15 protein-coding genes and 1 tRNA gene are annotated in these 19,840 nt (G+C 34.4%); 9 read left to right on the forward strand and 7 right to left on the reverse strand.

Going from position 1 to position 19,840, the window contains the following annotated elements; genetic code table 11:
- Window positions 1-165: 165 nt before the first annotated feature.
- The 3 genes from ABVM53_RS06785 to mce all read right to left on the reverse strand — a co-directional run bounded on the left by ABVM53_RS06785 (window position 166) and on the right by mce (window position 1,338).
- A complete protein-coding gene (locus ABVM53_RS06785) occupies window positions 166-417 on the reverse strand; it encodes a hypothetical protein (RefSeq protein ID WP_405330657.1) in 252 nt (83 codons plus the stop codon).
- Between the two features lie 356 nt (window positions 418-773).
- A tRNA-Ile gene (locus tag ABVM53_RS06790) sits at window positions 774-847 on the reverse strand.
- Between the two features lie 68 nt (window positions 848-915).
- Window positions 916-1,338 (reverse strand): methylmalonyl-CoA epimerase, encoded by a 423-nt coding sequence (mce, locus tag ABVM53_RS06795; RefSeq protein WP_405330658.1) that lies wholly within the window; start codon window positions 1,336-1,338, stop codon window positions 916-918.
- Window positions 1,339-1,484: 146 nt separating this feature from the next.
- Between mce and rbfA the strand changes: the two genes are divergently transcribed.
- Together rbfA and ABVM53_RS06805 are read left to right on the forward strand one after the other, a co-directional pair.
- A complete protein-coding gene (gene rbfA, locus ABVM53_RS06800; RefSeq protein ID WP_128756059.1) occupies window positions 1,485-1,877 on the forward strand; it encodes a 30S ribosome-binding factor RbfA in 393 nt (130 codons plus the stop codon).
- A 12-nt stretch (window positions 1,878-1,889) separates the two neighbouring features.
- The gene (locus ABVM53_RS06805; protein WP_405330659.1) at window positions 1,890-3,092 is read left to right on the forward strand and encodes an ABC transporter permease; all 1,203 of its coding nucleotides are present in this window, start codon (window positions 1,890-1,892) and stop codon (window positions 3,090-3,092) included.
- Window positions 3,093-3,118: 26 nt separating this feature from the next.
- Here ABVM53_RS06805 and dusB read toward each other — a convergent pair whose 3' ends face one another.
- Both dusB and ABVM53_RS06815 read right to left on the reverse strand, forming a co-directional pair.
- Window positions 3,119-4,114 (reverse strand): tRNA dihydrouridine synthase DusB, encoded by a 996-nt coding sequence (dusB, locus tag ABVM53_RS06810; protein WP_405330660.1) that lies wholly within the window; start codon window positions 4,112-4,114, stop codon window positions 3,119-3,121.
- Window positions 4,115-4,199: 85 nt separating this feature from the next.
- Window positions 4,200-6,611, reverse strand: a complete 2,412-nt coding sequence (locus ABVM53_RS06815; RefSeq protein ID WP_405330661.1) for an outer membrane beta-barrel protein — start codon at window positions 6,609-6,611, stop codon at window positions 4,200-4,202.
- Window positions 6,612-6,780: 169 nt separating this feature from the next.
- Here ABVM53_RS06815 and lepA point away from each other — a divergent pair, with 169 nt between their 5' ends.
- Together lepA and ABVM53_RS06825 are read left to right on the forward strand one after the other, a co-directional pair.
- Window positions 6,781-8,577, forward strand: a complete 1,797-nt coding sequence (gene lepA / locus ABVM53_RS06820) for a translation elongation factor 4 (protein WP_128756063.1) — start codon at window positions 6,781-6,783, stop codon at window positions 8,575-8,577.
- Window positions 8,577-8,747 carry a hypothetical protein gene (locus ABVM53_RS06825; RefSeq protein WP_405330662.1) on the forward strand — a complete coding sequence of 57 codons (171 nt, stop codon included), beginning with the start codon at window positions 8,577-8,579 and terminating at the stop codon, window positions 8,745-8,747. Before lepA ends, ABVM53_RS06825 begins: the two co-directional genes overlap by 1 nt.
- Window positions 8,748-8,767: 20 nt before the next feature.
- On the opposite strand, the gene ABVM53_RS06830 is transcribed toward ABVM53_RS06825, so the two are convergent.
- Window positions 8,768-9,862: a Gfo/Idh/MocA family protein gene (locus ABVM53_RS06830; protein ID WP_405330663.1), complete on the reverse strand. Its 1,095-nt coding sequence runs from the start codon at window positions 9,860-9,862 to the stop codon at window positions 8,768-8,770.
- Between the two features lie 121 nt (window positions 9,863-9,983).
- Window positions 9,984-11,858 carry a sodium:proton antiporter gene (locus ABVM53_RS06835; RefSeq protein WP_405330664.1) on the reverse strand — a complete coding sequence of 625 codons (1,875 nt, stop codon included), beginning with the start codon at window positions 11,856-11,858 and terminating at the stop codon, window positions 9,984-9,986.
- Window positions 11,859-12,098: 240 nt separating this feature from the next.
- Here ABVM53_RS06835 and ABVM53_RS06840 point away from each other — a divergent pair, with 240 nt between their 5' ends.
- The 5 genes from ABVM53_RS06840 to rnpA all read left to right on the forward strand — a co-directional run bounded on the left by ABVM53_RS06840 (window position 12,099) and on the right by rnpA (window position 19,782).
- Window positions 12,099-12,956, forward strand: coding sequence for an MBL fold metallo-hydrolase (locus tag ABVM53_RS06840; RefSeq protein WP_371455515.1), 858 nt, complete (start codon window positions 12,099-12,101; stop codon window positions 12,954-12,956).
- Between the two features lie 64 nt (window positions 12,957-13,020).
- Complete coding sequence (locus ABVM53_RS06845) at window positions 13,021-14,670, forward strand: S8 family peptidase (RefSeq protein WP_405330665.1); 1,650 nt, start codon at window positions 13,021-13,023, stop codon at window positions 14,668-14,670.
- Window positions 14,671-14,768: 98 nt separating this feature from the next.
- Entirely contained in the window at window positions 14,769-16,607 is a 1,839-nt protein-coding gene (locus tag ABVM53_RS06850; RefSeq protein ID WP_405330666.1) for a M1 family metallopeptidase, read from the forward strand.
- A 122-nt stretch (window positions 16,608-16,729) separates the two neighbouring features.
- Window positions 16,730-19,303, forward strand: coding sequence for a M1 family metallopeptidase (locus tag ABVM53_RS06855; RefSeq protein ID WP_405330667.1), 2,574 nt, complete (start codon window positions 16,730-16,732; stop codon window positions 19,301-19,303).
- 89 nt (window positions 19,304-19,392) lie between these two features.
- The gene (gene rnpA / locus ABVM53_RS06860) at window positions 19,393-19,782 is read left to right on the forward strand and encodes a ribonuclease P protein component (protein WP_405330668.1); all 390 of its coding nucleotides are present in this window, start codon (window positions 19,393-19,395) and stop codon (window positions 19,780-19,782) included.
- The last annotated feature ends 58 nt before the right edge of the window (window positions 19,783-19,840 follow it).

A 19,840-nucleotide genomic window follows, 5' to 3' on the forward strand; every position in this document is an offset into this window, starting at 1 on the left:
CTAATCAATTAGATGCCGTTTCTGTGTTTAATTATTATTAAGATTAATTTTTCTATGTATATAAACGTAATAAAACGTTATTTGAATGTGTATTTTACAAAGTTCGGGAGAATTTTCTTTCAACAAGTAACTATATAAGCTACATATTAAAAGTTGATAAGTACACTAACTTAATCTTCTCCAAAATTTTTCATCTGGTGTAATCGGGATGAGACAATTAGTATAATGAAATTCGCACACCTCAACATCATAAGACAATACTGGACTGTTCTCAACTTTTGGAGAAGTGAAGGAAGGTAATCTCTGAAAATTTTCTAATTGGAAAATTTTATAAATGATAGAAGAAATACCATTTATAATAATTGTTTTGATTAGATAAATATTATCTATAAAACTATTTCGGTTTAAGGCCTTCATACTAAGGGGATTTAGAAGACGCTAATTTTAAGTTGGGGACTTTAAAAAAAGCTAATTGTTTTGTTAAGAGCGAATTTAACACAAATTCCGTTTAAAAACAATTATTATCGTCTAAATGCGTGATTATTTATAGATTATGATTTATGAACCCTAAAATTTATTAAATATGAAACCTTAATAGACAACCTTGCCTCTTAGTAAACATTTAGACGATAAATACAAAATGATATAATAGAAATTAAAAATAGATATGCGCCATATTCCAGCTTAACAACATCAATCACGCCTTAAAGAAAACTAGAAATTATTAAAATCAAAAAAGCCTCAAAAGAAAAAATCTTTTGAGGCTTAGTTTGTGGTCCCACCTGGGCTCGAACCAGGGACCACCTGATTATGAGTCAGGTGCTCTAACCAACTGAGCTATAGGACCAGCATTAATGCTTATTAAAGCACTAAAGCGGGCGCAAAAATAAGACTAATTTTTATTTACTGCAAATATTAATCAAACTCCTTTAATTCAATTTCTCTATCTTGACATAATTCGATTAAAACTCCTCCTGTGCTTTTAGGATGTAAAAAGGCAACCCATTTATTGTCAGCACCTTCTTTGGGCTTTTCATTTAGCAAAATAAATCCCTCCTGTTGCAAACGCTTTAATTCACCTACAATATCTTCTACTGCATAAGCAATATGGTGTATGCCTTCACCACGTTTTTCTATAAATTTTGCAATAGGACTATCTGCATTACTTGCCTCTAATAGTTCAATTTTACTTGTTCCCATTTCAAAAAATGAAGTCTTTACGCCTTCAGTAATTACCTCTTCAAATTTATAAGGCGGTTTGCCTAATAATTTTTCATAAAGAATATTTGAAGCATTTAAATCTTTAACCGCAATACCTATATGTTCGATTTCTTTCATAGTACATGTCTTTCTCTACTCATTAAAACCTTAAAAATAGAATTTCTACATTTCTCCTAATCATTACAAACTCAGAATTACATTCACTTACTAGAGATACGCATTATTTGCAAACACGTCGTAGCTAAAAATCGTATTTTTGCAGTATGGAAACGAATAGGCAGAAAAAAGTAGGTGGTGTTTTACAACGCGACCTTGTAGATGTGATACAAAAAGCACTTGCTCAGGCAGGCGTTACAGGAATTATTGTATCTGTGAGTAAAGTAGGAGTTACAACCGATTTATCACAAGCAAAAGTTTATATGAGCGTTTTTCCTCACGATAAAGCAGCAGAAATGCTTGTTGAGGTAAAAGCTGTAAAACCTTTTATTAAACATGAAATTGCACAGCGCACACGTCATCAATTGAGACGTATGCCAGAATTGCAATTTTATATAGATGACTCTTTAGAATATATAGACGGAATAGATAAATCTTTAAAAGGAACAGAAGATCCTATTGAAAATCCTGATTTATTACCTCGTCGTAAAAAATCATAATCTATATTCCTTTTGAAATTTCCTGTATTTATCGCAAAACGTTACCTGTTTACCCGAAGCAGTAATAATGCTATAAATATAATCACTCTTATTTCGGCGATAAGTATAATTGCAGGCTCTGCTGCGCTGTTTATTGTACTTTCGGGATTTTCTGGTCTCAAAGATTTTAGCCTATCCTTCTCTTCAATATTTGATCCAGATTTAAAAGTTATGCCCGCAAGTGGCAAGACAATAACATTTGATGAAGCAGCAGCTTTAAAATTATCAAATACAGAAGGCATACTCGGATTCACTAAAATTATTGAAGAACGCGCATTTTTAGAGTTTAGGGGTAAGAATCATATTGCTTACTTAAAAGGTGTAGATGAAAACTATATGCGTGTTAATGCAATAGACAGCACTCTTTTATATGGCAATTGGATAAGCCAGAGTGAACCGGTAGGTGCTATTGGTTTTGGCATCTCTAGACTTCTCTCTTTAGGCGTAAATAATTATACAGATTTACTACGCGTTATGGTTCCGAGGCCGGGAGATGGTCAAATTTCAGATCCTACTCAAGCATTTAATAGTGAACAACTCATCGTCTCAGATATCTTTCAGGTAAATGAAGAACTGGATGAGAAATATATATTCACTAATATCAACTTTATGCGTAACCTTTTACGCTATGATGAAGAAACTCTAAGTGCGCTGGAAATCAAAATAGATCCGCTTGCAGATCCTATACAGATTAGAGAAAAAATTCAAGAAATTTTAGGTGAAAATACAGTTGTCAAAACAAGATTTCAGCTAAATGACAAGCTTTATAAGATGTTAAATGCTGAAAATCTAGCTGTTTATCTCATATTCACCTTAGTCCTTATAATTGCCTTATTTAATCTTGTAGGTAGTATTATAATGATAATTATTGATAAGAAAGAAAATATTAAAACTCTTCACAGCCTCGGATCTACTCTAAAAGAAATACGCTATATCTTTTTTCTCCAAGGTGCATTAATGACAATTTATGGAGGTCTTGCCGGTATTTTTTTAGGAGCATTAATTGTAGGTGCGCAAATTCAATTTAAATTGAAAATGATAACTGCTACACTGGCTTATCCGATGGAGTTTACACTTACAAATTTATTAGCGGTATTTGCCACAATATCTATATTGGGAATCTTAGCCTCTTACCTGGCTGCATCGACGATTAGGCCTAAGCTAATAGAAAAATAAGAGGTATAATATTAGAATTTTAAATTCTAATGCGTAAATACATAATCTGAAAAGCGCTCTTCAACCTCATCAAAAGCTGCAAAAACATCTGCAGAATCATCACTTGTTACCATTTTCATTCTAAACTCTTTAAAGTCTGGAATATTCTTAAAATAGTTTGTGTAATGTCTGCGAGTTTCAAAAACACCTAATTTCTCCCCTTTCCAGTCTATAGCCATTTGCAGATGTCTGCGGGCTGCGTCAATTCGTTCTTGCATAGATGGCGGAGCCAGATGTTCTCCCGTTTTAAAAAAGTGCTTAACTTCTTTAAAAAACCAGGGATAACCTATACTAGCACGACCTATCATGGCTCCATCGAGGCCATATTCATCTCGCATTAAAGCTGCTTTCTCAGGCGTATCTACATCACCATTTCCAAAAACCGGAATATGCATTCGCGGATTATTTTTTACAGCTGCAATAGGTCTCCAGTCTGCTTCTCCTTTATACATCTGGGCGCGGGTTCTACCGTGTATAGAAATAGCTTTACAACCCACATCCTGCAGTCGTTCTGCCACTTCTAATATTTTAATGGATTCGTGATCCCAGCCTAATCTGGTTTTTACAGTTATAGGAAGGTTTGTATGCTTAACCATAGCTTCAGTTAATGAAACCATTAGGTCTATATCTTTAAGAATACCAGCACCGGCACCTTTAGATACTACTTTCTTTACAGGACACCCAAAATTGATGTCTATGATGTCTGGTTTTGAAGCTTCAACAATTTCTACACTTTGAAGCATAGATTCTAAATTTGCTCCAAATATCTGTATGCCTACTGGTCGTTCTTTTTCATAAATGTCTAGTTTCATAACACTTTTAGCAGCATCTCGAATAAGACCTTCACTTGAAATAAATTCAGTAAAAACGACGTCTGCCCCCTGCTCTTTACAAAGCGCGCGAAAGGGTGGATCACTTACATCTTCCATAGGTGCTAATAGCAACGGGAAGTCTCCAACATCTATATCTCCAATTTTTGACAAAACAGTATTTTTTTTGCAAAATTAAGCAATGTTTTGTTAAGTAAGCGTGTTGTATAATTAAGTGAATGAAGAATAGATGAAGAAGCTATTCTACAATAAGTCGATCTTCTTCTGTTGCATTAGTACTTCTGCTATTATCGTTTAATTTGAAGTTTCCGAATTTATATCGAACTCCTACCCTAATTGTTTGAAATTCTGGCATCGCCAAAAAGGAGTTATTTTGATTTCTGTATTGAGATGTAGTTCTAATATTTCTAGTATTAAATATATCTTCAGAACTAAAAGTCAAAGCCAGACGACCATCTAAGAACGTTTTTTGCAAATCAAAATTAACTGCAAACTGCGGGTTATCATATTTATACGAACCTAATAAATAATTACTTAAGAAATCTAAAGTTACAGTTGAAGTAAATGTACCGGAGCTATCTAAAATAAAATAATTTTGTGTTTGCAACAGCATACTATTTATCTCCTGCTGAACATTACTAGTATCTTCAAGCGCTTTAAATTCATTTTTCATATTAAAAAATGAAGAGTATATACTCATCCACATCCAGTTAGTCACAAATTCAGAATAAATTATATCCAGACTGTATTGACGCTCAAAATTTAAATTAGTGTTTAAACCTCTCAGCGTTAAGTCTTGATTATTTTGAAAAGGCAATCGCGCTATAGCATTCTCTATATGATCGTAATACAAATTAAATGTTAGCTTATTCTTGTAGGTATAACTGAATTTAACCTTATTACCTATTGCAGGTTGAATATTAGGATCTCCCTCCAAAAAATTATTTTCATTTAAAAAATATCTGTACGGATTTAAACTTTGAAAACGAGGCCGATCAATTCTTCTACTGTAGCCAAAACCAAATGAATGGTTGTCAGAAGGGTTATTTAATATATAAAAGGTAGGAAATAATTCTAAATATTCCTGAGTGTTAACGACCCCTAACGTTCGTGAATTTCCATTAGCATCGGTGTACTCTCCTCGCAATCCTGCTTTGAAACTCCACTTTTCCCATTCTTTTTCAAAACTGAAATACAAAGCATATATATCTTCATTATAATCAAAATTATCATTGAGGATGGCATCTTGATTTATAGATCCATTTGCTATTGAAAATTCTTGTTTACTGTTTGAATTAATACCAGAATATTTAACTCCAGATGTAATAGACAAACTACCTAAACTTCCCACATAATCTAACTGTCCTGTATAAATTTGAGACTTTTGAGTAGGTATGGTATTAAAAGCGTTTATATTTAAAAGTGTGTTTTGTGCTGAAAAATAGCGGGTATTTACAGATTGAGTTTGGTTATCTGTATAATCAATATAGTTTATCAATGCCGCTAGAGTTGCACCTTTTTCACCTAATTGTTTTTTATAATTAAGGCTAAAAAGTAAATTATCACGATCCGTATTGAGTTCGCTCTGCGTAATATACAATGAATCAAGTTCACCCTGTGCATTGTAAATTTCTGTTCTTCCGCTAATGTCTGAATCTGCCTTAGGAGTATGTAACACATTTGCACTAAAACTTAGCACCTCTTTCTCACTCAATGTAAAATCTAAAATTGTATTTAAGCTGTGTGAAAAGGTGCGGGTATCGCGTTCAAACAAATCTTCCCAAGTAGCTTTTTCGCTTCCATCAGGATTATAAAACTGAACAAAACCTTCATCTGTTTTGGTATCAAAACGTGAATTAAAGGTATAACTTGCATATGCATCTAGCCAATCCGTTTTGTAATATTGGCTCGTTCCTAATGCATATTTAGGTACTATGCCCACAGTATTTGACGCATTGAAACTTCCTTTATATCCTATTGACAGATTTTTTGAAGTATTGATATTTATTATTGCTCCACCTTCTGCATCATATTTTGCGGGTGGCGTAGTAATTACTTCAACAGATTTTACATTTACTCCAGCAAAACCTTCGAGTAACCGTTGCAGTTCCTGACTTGTCAAATACACCTTGCGATCATTAATATAAACTTGAGCCGGTCTATTTCTCACAAGTATTACATCCTGATTTACTAGAACACCAGGAGTTCGTTTTAAAATATCATACGTCGTACCAGATGAAACCACGGTATTTTCAACCTCAAATATCATCCTATCTACTTTATTCTGGATAATGGGTCGTTTTGCAGTAATAGTAACTTCGTCTAGAAATTCTGGACTATCCTTAAGCACAAATGGAGATAGCGTAACCGAATTTTTCAAATTAATTGGTTCGCTATAAAAATCGCTATAGCCTACAAAGCTTACTTTGATGAGATAGTGATCTGCATCTAGTTGAGAAAATTTACAAGAACCGTCGTTTTCACTTACGACTCCTTTTACAAAAGAAGAATCTTTTGCTTTAAGCAAAATTACATTTGCAAATGATACCGGTTTCTTCTGAGAGTCAATTACCTTAGAAGAAATATCATAATCTTGTGCCAGTAGGGCTAATGGTGCTAAAATTATGTAGAATAAAATAGTGTTCCGCATAGAAAACCAAATCTAATGCAATTTTAATGTTAAAGCTTACTTAAAAAGCAGCTTTTTTCAAACTTTAAGAATAATAATTCCAAAAAATAGATTTATTAGAAATTGGCTTTTCTAAACTGTATATTTGTGGGCTAAAGCGACTGCACTGTCGCAATGATGAATAACGTCTATGAATAACATTCGCAATTTTTGCATTATAGCTCACATCGATCACGGAAAAAGTACTCTTGCCGATCGTTTACTTGATGCTACAGGTTCTGTAACAGCTCGTGAAAAACAAGAGCAGCTTTTAGATAGTATGGATCTAGAGCGTGAGCGCGGTATAACAATTAAGTCGCACGCTATACAGATGGATTATGTACATAACGGGGAGCCGTATATACTTAATCTTATCGACACTCCGGGTCACGTAGATTTCTCGTATGAAGTATCTCGAAGTATCGCCGCTTGTGAAGGAGCATTACTTATTGTAGATGCCGCACAAAGTATACAGGCACAAACTATATCAAACTTGTATCTGGCTTTAGAAAACGATCTAGAGATTATTCCAGTATTAAACAAGGTTGATTTACCAAGTGCTAATCCTGAAGAAGTTACAGATGACATTGTAGATCTTTTAGGATGTAAACACGAGGATGTAATTCCTGCAAGTGCAAAAACAGGATTAGGTATTCAAGAAATTCTTAATGCAATTATCGAGCGTATTCCACCTCCTAAAGGAGTGGTTGATGAACCTTTGCAAGCACTTATATTTGACTCGGTATACAATCCTTTTAGAGGGGTTGAAACCTATTTTAGAGTTTTAAACGGTCAAATTACAAAAGGTCAAAATATTAAGTTTATGGCCACCGGTAAAACCTATTTTGCCGATGAAGTGGGTACTTTAAATTTAAAGCAAACACCTAAAAAAGTAATTAAAACTGGAGATGTAGGTTATTTAATTACAGGAATTAAAGAAGCTAAAGAAGTAAAAGTAGGAGACACCATCACTGATGCTAAGACTCCTACTACAAATATGATTGAAGGTTTTGAAGATGTAAAACCTATGGTGTTTGCAGGTATTTACCCTGTAGATACAGAAGATTATGAAGATTTACGTTCTTCAATGGAAAAATTACAACTCAACGATGCATCACTGGTATTTGTACCAGAGAGTTCTGCTGCATTAGGATTTGGTTTTCGTTGTGGCTTTTTAGGAATGCTTCATTTAGAGATTATTCAGGAACGTTTAGAACGTGAATTTGATATGACTGTTATTACTACAGTTCCTAACGTATCCTATCACGCATATACAATCAAAAATAGAGAAACACCAATACTGGTTAATAATCCTTCAGATTTACCAGATCCATCAGGTATTGACCGTGTTGAAGAACCTTTTATCAAAGCATCAATTATTACAAAAGCTGATTTTGTAGGACCTGTGATGTCGTTATGTATTGAAAAACGTGGTCAAATAACAAATCAGACTTATTTGACTCCTGAGCGGGTTGAATTGTCTTTTGATATGCCACTAGCAGAAATTGTTTTTGACTTCTATGATCGTCTCAAAACCGTTTCAAAAGGCTATGCATCCTTTGATTATACACCTATAGGTATGCGTGCTTCGCATTTAGTGAAAGTTGATGTTTTACTTAATGCTAATGTTGTAGATGCACTTTCTGCATTATTACACAGAGATAATGCTTATGACATAGGTAAACGTATCTGTGAAAAATTAAAAGAACTTATACCACGTCAACAATTTGATATTCCTATTCAAGCAGCAATAGGTGCAAAAGTTATTGCTCGTGAAACTGTAAAAGCGCTTCGAAAAGATGTTACTGCAAAATGTTATGGTGGTGATATATCTCGTAAGCGAAAACTTCTTGAAAAGCAGAAAAAAGGTAAAAAGCGTATGCGCCAGGTAGGAAATGTTGAAATTCCGCAAGAGGCATTTATGGCAGTTTTAAAACTCAACGATTAATGCAAAAGAAGCAACTAATAGGCTTAGGGTTAATTGTACTTTGCGGCGGTCTCAGCCAGTGGACACCAGCAAAAGAAAATCAATATATGGTTTGGCTTATGGCATTAGGTGCCATGGCCGGCATGATCCTCGTCTTATCAGAATATTTTACTTCAAAAAAAGAGTCTTAATAAGACTCTTTTTTTATTGATTAATACTGCTCTAGAATTACTTTTTCACCATTTGCACGGCCAGATTTTAGTGCGGCTTGTACTATTTGAATATCCTTTAAACCTTCAATCCCTGGAGCAATCATTGGTTTGTTTTCTAATATCGCAAGAGCATCGTCATCCATTTGCAGTGTTTGCTGGTTACAATTACAAGGCTCTAGCTTTTTACCATCACTCGTGCTTCCCTGCACCCCGTTATAACTTTGAAAAGGGGAGAGCTCATAGTTTCCTTTTTCAGAATTAATTTTTAGAAAATTTACATTATCTGCATACGTTACTCTTCCTTTTGCAATTATCCCTTCAGGAAATTCAACATCAAAATAAGTTATTTCTTCAGCTCCGTTAGAAAATAGCTTATCCCGCTGAGTCACGTGACGTGCTGTAACAGATAGTGGCTCAAGTCCTGTTGCATAACGCATCGCATTAATGGGATATACGCCCATATCATAAATAGCTCCGCCACCTTTAGAACCATCTAATCTCCAACCTGCATCTGCACCTATTCTAAAACCGGCTTCGGTATGTACATCTTGTATAGGTCCATAAGGCAATGTTTTTGACCATTCTACTATCGTTTGTGTATTCGGTTCATGTTGCATACGGTAGCCAATAGCAAGTTTTACCTTATTACGGGAGCAGGCGTCAATTATCTCCTGGCATTCTTCAACGGTCATTGCCATTGGTTTTTCACAAAAAACATGTTTGCCGGCTTCAGCTGCCAGTATGCTGAATTTCTTATGCAGAAATGTTGGAGTAACTATATATACTACATCAATTTCATCATTATCTATAATCGATGAGAAGTTGTCATAGTTATAAATATTACTGTCTTTGATTCCATATTTTTCTTTCCAAATCGGAATTTTTTCTGGACTTCCGGTAACAATACCTCGTAATTCTATATGCTGTGTTTTTTGTAGAGCAGGAGCGAGGTTGTTTGTAGCATAACTTCCCAGGCCTAGCAAAGCAATTCCTAACTTTTTCTCAGGCTTTAGACAGGATATATATGATAAAGGAAGGGTGCTTGCTGCTACAGCAAGACCAGATCGTTTGATAAAATTGCGTCTATTGTGCATATCTATTTTTTAAGAAATTTACATAACAATTTGAAAATAAATATGCTGCAATCCCAATGTTAGTAAAATTTTAATAGTGTAACAGATAAAAAAAGGGATTCAAAAATTGAATCCCTTTTTTTTAATCTTCTGGCTCCTCAATCACCAGTTTCTCTTTAACAGGCATTTTTTCTGGATCAAAAGGTTTACCTATATACACAAGTTTGGTATCTGCAAAAGAATCGATATCCAGATCATCAATATTGGAAGTTAAAATTTCTAACTCGCCAGATTCTTTTCTTAAAAATATGGGGATGCTATTTCGGTCTGCACGCGTACTCTCAATAAGCTTTTCAAACATCTCTTTTGAGTCGATATTAACTTCTTGAATGGTAGGATGTGCCCGGGCAACTTCAGTAAGACGTATAAAGTCATCTGTGGGAGAAAATAAACTACCTACAGGACTATTTTCAGGATCTTTCATCTCGTCTGGAGTGATCAATCTGAAAGATCCGTTCTCTCCAAAAATATCTTTAAATCTGTTTATAGCATATTGATTAATATCTCCGTTTCCGGTTAATGCCATTAAATACCCAACATCGTTAAGTTCTATATTATTCATCAAACTATCTGAGTAGATACTATCTTCAATAGCTTCTAAGCCGCGCTCTTTTGCTTTTTCGATATTAACACTGTTACTATCAACAAGAACAACGTGACGTCCACTTTTCATTAAATATTCAGCAATAATACGTGACGCTTTAGATGCTCCAATTATAACAATTCCTTTAGATTCAGTTAAAAATACACCTACCATTTTTGCAAATAAGCGTGCAGTAGTTGCATTGAGTAAAACAGTACCTAATACAATCATAAATACCAGTGGGGTAATATATTCTGCGCCTGCAACACCTTCATCAACAAGTTTTAAACCGAATAAAGAAGCTATACCAGCAGCTACAATACCACGAGGTCCTACCCAACTTACAAACAACTTTTCATTAAATTTTAAACCCGATTTATTAGAACTTAAGAAAACTCCAATAGGTCTTAGAACGAATACTACAATCGCGAATAATAGAGCAGTTTTCCACGTATAAACAAGGTACAAATCTTGCAATTCGATATTTGCAGATAGTAAAATAAACAGCAATGATATTAGAAGTACACTTAGTGATTCCTTAAAATATAACAGTTCTTTTAAGTTTGGTAGCTTCATATTACCCATTACCATTCCCATCACCACAACAGATAGAAGTCCGCTTTCATGTGCAAAAAGGTCTGATAACACAAATACACCAAGTACAGAAGCCAGTGTAAATACATTTAATAAGTAATGCGGAATAATCTTTCTTTTAATACACAATGCCAACGCGTGTGCAAACGTAAACCCGAACGTAAACCCGAAGAGAACTATTTTACCAAATTCTTCTAAAGCAGTTATAGTAAACTCACTTCCTGCGTCTACACTTATAAATTCAAATACTAATACCGCAACTAACGCCCCTATAGGATCTATAAGAATACCTTCCCATTTTAAAATAGTAGATATATCTTTTTTAAGCGGAATATTTCTTAGAATAGGAGTAATAACCGTAGGTCCTGTCACAATAATTAGTGCAGAAAATAGAAAGGATATACGCAAACTCAAATCAAAAATATAATATGCTGCTGCACCAGCTCCAAAAAAGGTTACCAGTGATCCTACAATTATAAGTTTAGTGATTACCGGTCCTACGTTTTTAATCTCACTAAAACGTAAGGTAAGTCCTCCTTCAAAAAGTATGATTCCTATTGCCAGCGACACAAAATTAAATAAACGCTCTCCCGGGAAAATACCATTTTCTCCATTCCATATAGGTTCTATCCATTTTGAACCGTCGTAAGATAATAATGTTGAAATAGGACCAACAAAAAGCCCGATAAGTATTAGTGGCAAAATTGCCGGTATTTTAAATTTCCATGCTACCCATTGTGCTAATATTCCAAGTATTATGATTCCTCCCAGTTCTAACATGTATTCAAGTTTTTGCTATGATACGTTTTTCTTCAATGATTCTAAAGCTCGCAAAGCCTATTCTGTGTTAAATATAGCTTAATTAGATGGCTAGAAAAATTTGATTTAACAGGCATTTAGTATTTTGCATGACTTTACCTAATGTTAGGTTTTCTATTTATTGAAGTGTTTTTTGACGTTATAATTCCTAAATACTTACTTAAATGTTCACTTACTCATTAGCAATCAGAATTCTACAATATGACAATACACGCAATCGATGCCGGTAGTTTTAAACTAGACGGTGGTGCTATGTTTGGGGTAGTTCCTAAAACCCTCTGGACACGTACAAATCCCGCAGATACAAATAATATGATAGATATAGGGGCACGCTGCCTTCTTATCGAAAATGGAGATCGACTCACACTCATCGATACGGGAATGGGAGATAAGCAAAGTGATAAGTTTTTTAGTTACTATCATCCCTGGGGAGATGCTACATTAGAAAAATCACTTCTTCAGAAAGGATTTCATCCTAATGATATCACAGATGTGTTTCTTACTCATTTGCATTTTGATCATTCTGGAGGGTGCATAAAGTGGTCAAAAGATGGTAAATCATTACTACCCGTTTTTAAAAATGCAACTTATTGGAGTAATCAAGATCATTGGGAATGGGCTACAAAGCCAAATGCTCGAGAGAAAGCCTCTTTTTTAAAAGAAAATATTCTGCCTATTCAAGAAAGTGGGCAACTTCAGTTTGTTGATAAGCCTACAAGTGCTTTTTCTGCAACATCTGCACTTGATTTTGGTATTTTGTTTGTAGATGGTCATACCGATAAGCAAATGATTCCGCATATACAGCATAAGGATAAAACACTTGTTTTTATGGCAGATTTATTGCCTACCGCAGGTCATTTACCCTTGCCTTACGTTATGGGTTTTGACACAAGACCTCTGTTAACACTAGGAGAGAAAGACAGTTTTTTGAACGAAGCTGCAGATAAAAATTACTACTTGTGGTTAGAGCACGATGCACATAACCCTATAATTACGGTAGAACATACCGAAAAAGGAGTACGGTTAAAAGACACCTTTAAAATTGAAGATGTACTGTAGCAATTCGTATTGTTGCTGTATGTAAATAACAAATTATCACGCAAAATCTAAATAACACCTATTAATGAAAAAAGTTTTTATTGCTGCCTTTAGTGCCGCACTGTTTCTGAATGCTTGTGGTACTGCACCACTAATCTCAATACCTGAAGAAAATGTAGATAAACTTCCTTTAAAAATTAGCGAACTTGAAGATGACCAACTTAAAGCTTGGCCTACTTTAGACATAATGCAGGATACTGTTCCTGGAATGAGCGTCGAAAAAACGTATGCCGAACTTATAAAAGGTACAGGTGCATCTGTAATTGTTGCAGTTGTTGACAGCGGAATTGATATTGAACACGAAGATCTTAAAAATGTACTCTGGACAAACCCAGGTGAAATTGCCGGAAATGGTATTGATGATGACAACAATGGATTTATAGATGACGTTCACGGATGGAATTTTCTTGGAGATATTGTTCAAGAACAGTTAGAAAAAAGTAGGATTGTTCAAAAGTATAATGCTCAATTCAGCGGAAAAACTTTAGATCAAGTACCCGCTGCACAAAAGGATTTGTTCAACCTTTATACTGAAGCAAAAAATCAGGTTGATACAGAGCGTGACGAATTAATACAGCAAAAAACGCAATATGATGGTTTACTTGCTGCTGTAAAAACAGCACATACTGCTGCTACCGAAAAATTAGGTAAAGAAGACTATACTGCAGAAGAGGTTGCAACATTGCCAGAAACTACTGCAATGGAAGAGCGTAACAAAGGTGTACTTACACAAATGCTTTCTTATGCAGAGACTATTCCTGAGTTTGTGGAAATGCTTACAGAACAGTTAGAGAGTATGACAGATCGCCTTAACAACAACTATAATATTGAAGGTGATTATCGTAGTGTTTTAGGAGACAATCCAGATGATATTAAAGATGCAGTTTACGGTAACAATAATGTAACAGGACCAGATCCTGATGCGGCTTTACACGGGACTCACGTAGCCGGTATTATTGCCGCAGAGCGCAATAATGGTATTGGGATGAACGGTGTAGCAAATAATGTGAAAATTATGACTTTACGCGCGGTACCTGACGGTGATGAGCGTGATAAAGATATTGCTCTTGCCCTAAGATATGCTGTTGATAATGGTGCAAAAGTTATAAATACAAGTTTTGGTAAATATTTTGCAACAAATCCGGAGTGGGTATATGATGCCATTAAATATGCTGCTAAAAAAGATGTATTAATTGTAAATGCTGCAGGAAACGAAAGTATAGACCTTGATTCAGGAGATACTGTATATCCTAATGATCAATTAGATAATACTACCGAGTTTGCAGATAATGTAATTACTGTAGGTGCATTAAACTATAAATATGGAGGCAAATTGATTGCAAGCTTTTCTAATTATGGTAAATCTAATGTAGATGTATTTGCACCAGGAGTACAAATCTGGTCAACAACTCCAGACAATTCTTATCAGTTTTTACAAGGTACTTCTATGGCTTCTCCAGAAGTTGCTGGTGTAGCTGCAATGTTACGTTCTTATTATCCACAATTTTCTGCAGCTCAAATCAAGCAAATTATCTTGCAAAGTGGAATTTCTACTAACATTCAGGTTTCTGCAGGAGAAGGAGGAGAGACTGTAAAGCCATTTAATGCGCTGTCAAAATCAGGCAAAATGGTTAATATGTACAATGCCTTTAAAATGGCAGAATTGTCAAAGTAATTTAAAAAATTATCTGAGAGAATGTATATTTATCACACTCTCTCAGATTTTATACAAGACATGTTTAATACCACAACGTGGGAAAATCTAAATTAACTATGAATTTAAAAGCTTTAATTAGTCTTTCTTTTTTAAGTGTTTTTGCATTTGCGCAAGCACAAAATAACACATCTTACTGGCAACAGCATGTTGATTATAAGATGAATATTGATATGGATGTTGATAATTATACCTATACTGGTGATCAGGAATTGGTTTACACAAACAACTCTCCAGATACATTAAGTCAGGTGTTTTACCACCTTTATTTCAATGCATTTCAACCGGGTAGTGAGATGGATGTGCGCTCTTTAAATATTAAAGATCCAGACGGTAGAGTAAAAGATCGTATCTCTAAGTTAAAACCAGACGAGATAGGATTTATTAAAGTTGATAAACTCACTCAAAATGGTTCTGCATTAACTTATACAGTTGCAGGTACTGTTCTTGAAGTAAATCTAGCTAGTCCCATTGCTCCAGGCGAGAGTACTACATTCAATATGAATTTTAATGGACAAGTACCTGTACAAATACGTAGAAGTGGACGTAATAATGCTGAAGGTGTAGCTTTATCAATGACACAATGGTATCCAAAATTAGCAGAGTATGACTTCGAAGGCTGGCATGCAGATCCTTATATTGCACGTGAATTTCACGGTGTATGGGGAGATTTTGATGTGAAAATTACTATAGATTCTAAGTACACAATAGGAGGTACAGGAAATCTTCAAAATCCTGAAATAGGTCACGGGTATGGAGAGCCGGGCCAAAAAGCAATAAAGCCAGTAAAAGGAAAATATACCTGGCATTTTGTAGCTCCTAATGTTCATGATTTTGCTTGGGCTGCAGATCCAAATTACATTCACGATAAGTTAACTGCAGAAGATGGTACAGTTCTTCATTTTTTCTATAAAGATGATAAAGAAATCATTGAAAACTGGAAAAAATTACAACCTAAAACTGCAGATCTATTAGCCTATTATAATGAGCACGTAGGTCCTTATCCTTATGATCAATATTCGGTTATTCAAGGTGGAGATGGTGGAATGGAGTATGCAATGTGTACATTAATTACCGGCGGAAGAAATCTTGGGAGCCTTATAGGTGTAACTGCACACGAATTTGCACACACATGGTTTCAGTTTTTAATGGCTACCAATGAACAAAAACACGAATGGATGGATGAAGGTTTCACCTCATATATCTCTGATGAAGCTATGAACGTGGTAATGGATGAGAAAAAACCTAATCCTCAAGCAGGTAATTACAATTCATACTTTAGATTAGCTACCAGTGGTTTTGAACAACCGCAAACAACCTATGCAGATCGCTACTCTTTAAATGCTGCATATGGAGCTTCTGCTTATTCTAAAGGTGCTGTTTTTATGGCACAACTAGGATATATCATAGGTAAAGAAAATCTTGATAAGACTATTAAAAATTATTACAAAAACTGGCATTTTAAACACCCAACACCTAATGATTTTAAGCGTGAAGCTGAAGCAGTAAGTGGTATGCAGTTAGATTGGTATCTGGTAGATTGGACACAAACTACAAATACTATTGATTATGCAATTAAAAATGTAGAAGAAGTAAATGGAAAAACTGAGGTTACTCTAGAACGTAAGGGTCTTATGCCTATGCCTATAGATTTTTATGTAAACGCTACAGATAATGTAAATGAGGCATATTATATTCCGCTACGTATGATGCGTGCAGATAAATCAAATCCATTCCCAGATATGAAGCGTACGCAACTAGAGGACTGGCCTTGGGCATTACCAACGTACACTTTTACAATAGACAAACCTCTTTCTGAAATAAAAGCAATGACTATAGATGCTCAACAACTTATGGCAGATATAGACCGTTCAAATAATACGTGGACAAAACAATAATTATAAGTCTATCTTATTTTAAAGCCGTTTTCATTGTGAAAACGGCTTTTTTATTTTAGAACTGTTGTTAATCTGTTGCTGAGATTTTTCCGATATTTAAAATTTTCAATTTTATATTTATAATGAAATTTCTATACCTCTTTTCTTTACTGCTTATAAGCTTCTCATCTTGTCAAGAATCTACAACGGAAAACATTTCTCCAGAGCCGGGAATATCCTTGGAATTAGCAGAATTCCGTAAAAAACAGATAAGTGATATTGTTTACAAATTAGATTTTGAGATTCCTAAAAATCTTGAAGATTCTATTCCTGCAGTATTAGAATTAGACCTCATCATACACGATAATTCACAACCCTTAATTTTAGACTTTAACGTTGATAAAAGTCACCTTAAAACGATCAAAGCAAATGGTAAACAAGTAAGTATTCAGCTTGTTAACGAGCATATAATTATACCTAAAGAGCATCTAAATAAAGGTGCAAATACTATTGATATCAATTTTATTGCAGGTGAACAATCACTTAATCGCAATTCAGATTTTTTATACACTTTATTAGTTCCCGATCGTGCGAGTACACTTTTTCCTTGTTTTGATCAACCTAATTTAAAAGCCAATTATATTCTTAACATAACTGCTCCCAAAGAATGGGAAGTATTATGTGGCGCACCAGAGTTAAAGAAAATAGAGAAAGGAGATTTTATTGAGCATCAGTTTGATAAATCTGATTTGATGAGTACCTATTTGTTTTCGTTTGTAGCCGGTAAATTTAATGTTGATAAACAAAAGATATCTAACCTGGATATGACAATGCTTTATAGAGAGACAGACTCTATTAAAGTAAAAAATAGTCTGGATCCTATTTTTAAACTACATGCAGATGCTGTTGCATTCTTAGAAAACTATACCGCGCAAGATTTTCCTTTTGTAAAATTAGATTTTGCTTCTATTCCTATCTTTCAGTATGGTGGGATGGAGCACGTAGGAGCAATTCAATATAAAGAATCATCATTATTTTTAGATAATACAGCTACAGACAGTGATAAATTAGGAAGGGCTAAGCTTATTGCTCACGAGACGGCACATATGTGGTTTGGAGACTTAGTTACAATGAACTGGTTTAATGATGTATGGATGAAAGAGGTTTTTGCAAATTTTATGGCAGATAAAATTGTTAACCCGGCGTTTCCAACAATTAATCATGATCTGGTATTTGTAGTTAATCATTATCCGGGTGCATACGGTGAAGACCGCACAAAAGGTGCAAATCCCATTAGGCAAAAACTAGATAATTTAAAGAATGCCGGCTCTTTATATGGGGGAATAATTTATCACAAGGCGCCTATTATGATGCGACAACTGGAGCTTGCAACGGGAAAAGATAAATTTAAAGAAGGTATACAAGAGTATATAAAAAACTACGCAAATAGTAATGCCGTATGGAATGATCTCGTATCAATTTTAGATAAGAAAACTGCGATAGATCTGAAAGAATGGAGTGATGTATGGGTTAACCAAAGCAGTAGACCAGTATTTACAGAACAAGTAACCTATGATGATCAAGAAAAAATAAGCTCATTTATTCTTAAACAAAGCGCTGAAGATAAGAGTACTAAAATCTGGCCTCAAACATTTGAAATAGGTCTTGTTTATGCAGATTCTACACATAGAATCACAGCTAATGTTACTGATGCACAGCTAGATCTAGAAGAAATCAAGGGCTTACCTAAACCACTTCAGATAATTTATAATTACGACGGAATGGGATATGGTATTTTTCCGCAGCAGAAAGACGCTTTATTAAATATACCAGAAATTAAAGATGAGGTAGCTCGGGGTTATAGCTATATAAATACCTATGAGAATCTATTAAATGGAAGAATAGATCCCATCGCAGCTTTTAATCTCTTTAAAAAAGGAATTGAAACAGAACGCAATGAATTAATTCTAGGTAGAATCACCAGTCAAATGAGTAGTCTGTACTGGACTTATTTTACAAGTGAACAACGTAATACGCATCAAAAAGAGCTTGAGAATCTGGTCTATCAACAATTGCAAAAAGAATTACCTGCTAATATAAAAAAGACCTTATTTGGTTTATTTAGTTCTATTGCACACTCAGAAACCGGTAAAGAAAAGTTGTTTGAGATTTGGAGCAAAAAAGTAAATATTAAGGATTTAAAGCTCAATCAGGACGATTTTACATCAATGGCAATGAATCTCGCTGTATTTGAGCATTCAAAAACCGATTTGATATTAGAAGAAACTGAAGCTGAAATTACAAATCCAGATAAGAAAAAGAGATTTATTTTTCTAAAGCCTTCTTTATCAGCAGATAGCTCAGTTCGTAACTCATTTTTTGACACGTTCAAAGACGCAAAAAATAGAGAAAAAGAGTCCTGGGTAATTTCTGCATTGCATTATATTAATCACCCGTTAAGGCAAGATGCAGGAGTAACAAACTTACAAGCTTCACTAAATTTATTAGAAGAAATTCAACGTACTGGTGACATCTTTTTTCCTAAAAACTGGCTAAATGCTACAATAGGTAAATACTCATCTAAAAAAGCTTTTGAAATACGGGAGGAGTTTCTAGTTGCACATCCTAACTTGAATCCTGTATTAAGAAGTAAGTTATTACAAGCTACCGATGATTTAGATCGTATTAATAATTTGGATACTAGCAAAGACGATTAGACTTACACGCACTAAGTCTGATTGAATTTAAGTGATACAATAGTTAACTATCTTTACCGAACTAATATTTCACCTGAGGGTAATTTATAATGAATCAAACTTTCCCTAAAAAAGAACACTTAAAACGCAAAAAACTCATTGACTTGTTGTTTAAACAAGGTCAAAAAGTTAGTGCTTATCCATTATTACTTTTTTATACTCAGGCACCTTTATTTGAAGAAGATGTGGTTATACAAGCAGGCTTTTCAGTAGCAAAACGCAACCATAAGCTCGCGGTAACAAGAAATAGGTTAAAACGCCTAATGAGAGAGGTTTATCGAAAAAATAAACTAAGTTTTCAAACTAATGAATTAACTTTTGCGTTTATGTTTATTTACACCGGTAGGGAAGAAGTAAGTTATATAGAATTAGAAAAAGCTATGCTTAAGATTATCTCAAAATTTAATAGCAAAGTAAGCGCTGGACCAGAAGATATCTAGAACATAATCTATAAAGCAACTCAATCTGGCTATAGTATAAAGGTACTAAAGAGTTGAT

Source organism: Leeuwenhoekiella sp. LLG6367-2.1 (genome assembly GCF_045055775.1).
Taxonomy (GTDB): Bacteria; Bacteroidota; Bacteroidia; order Flavobacteriales; family Flavobacteriaceae; genus Leeuwenhoekiella; species Leeuwenhoekiella aequorea.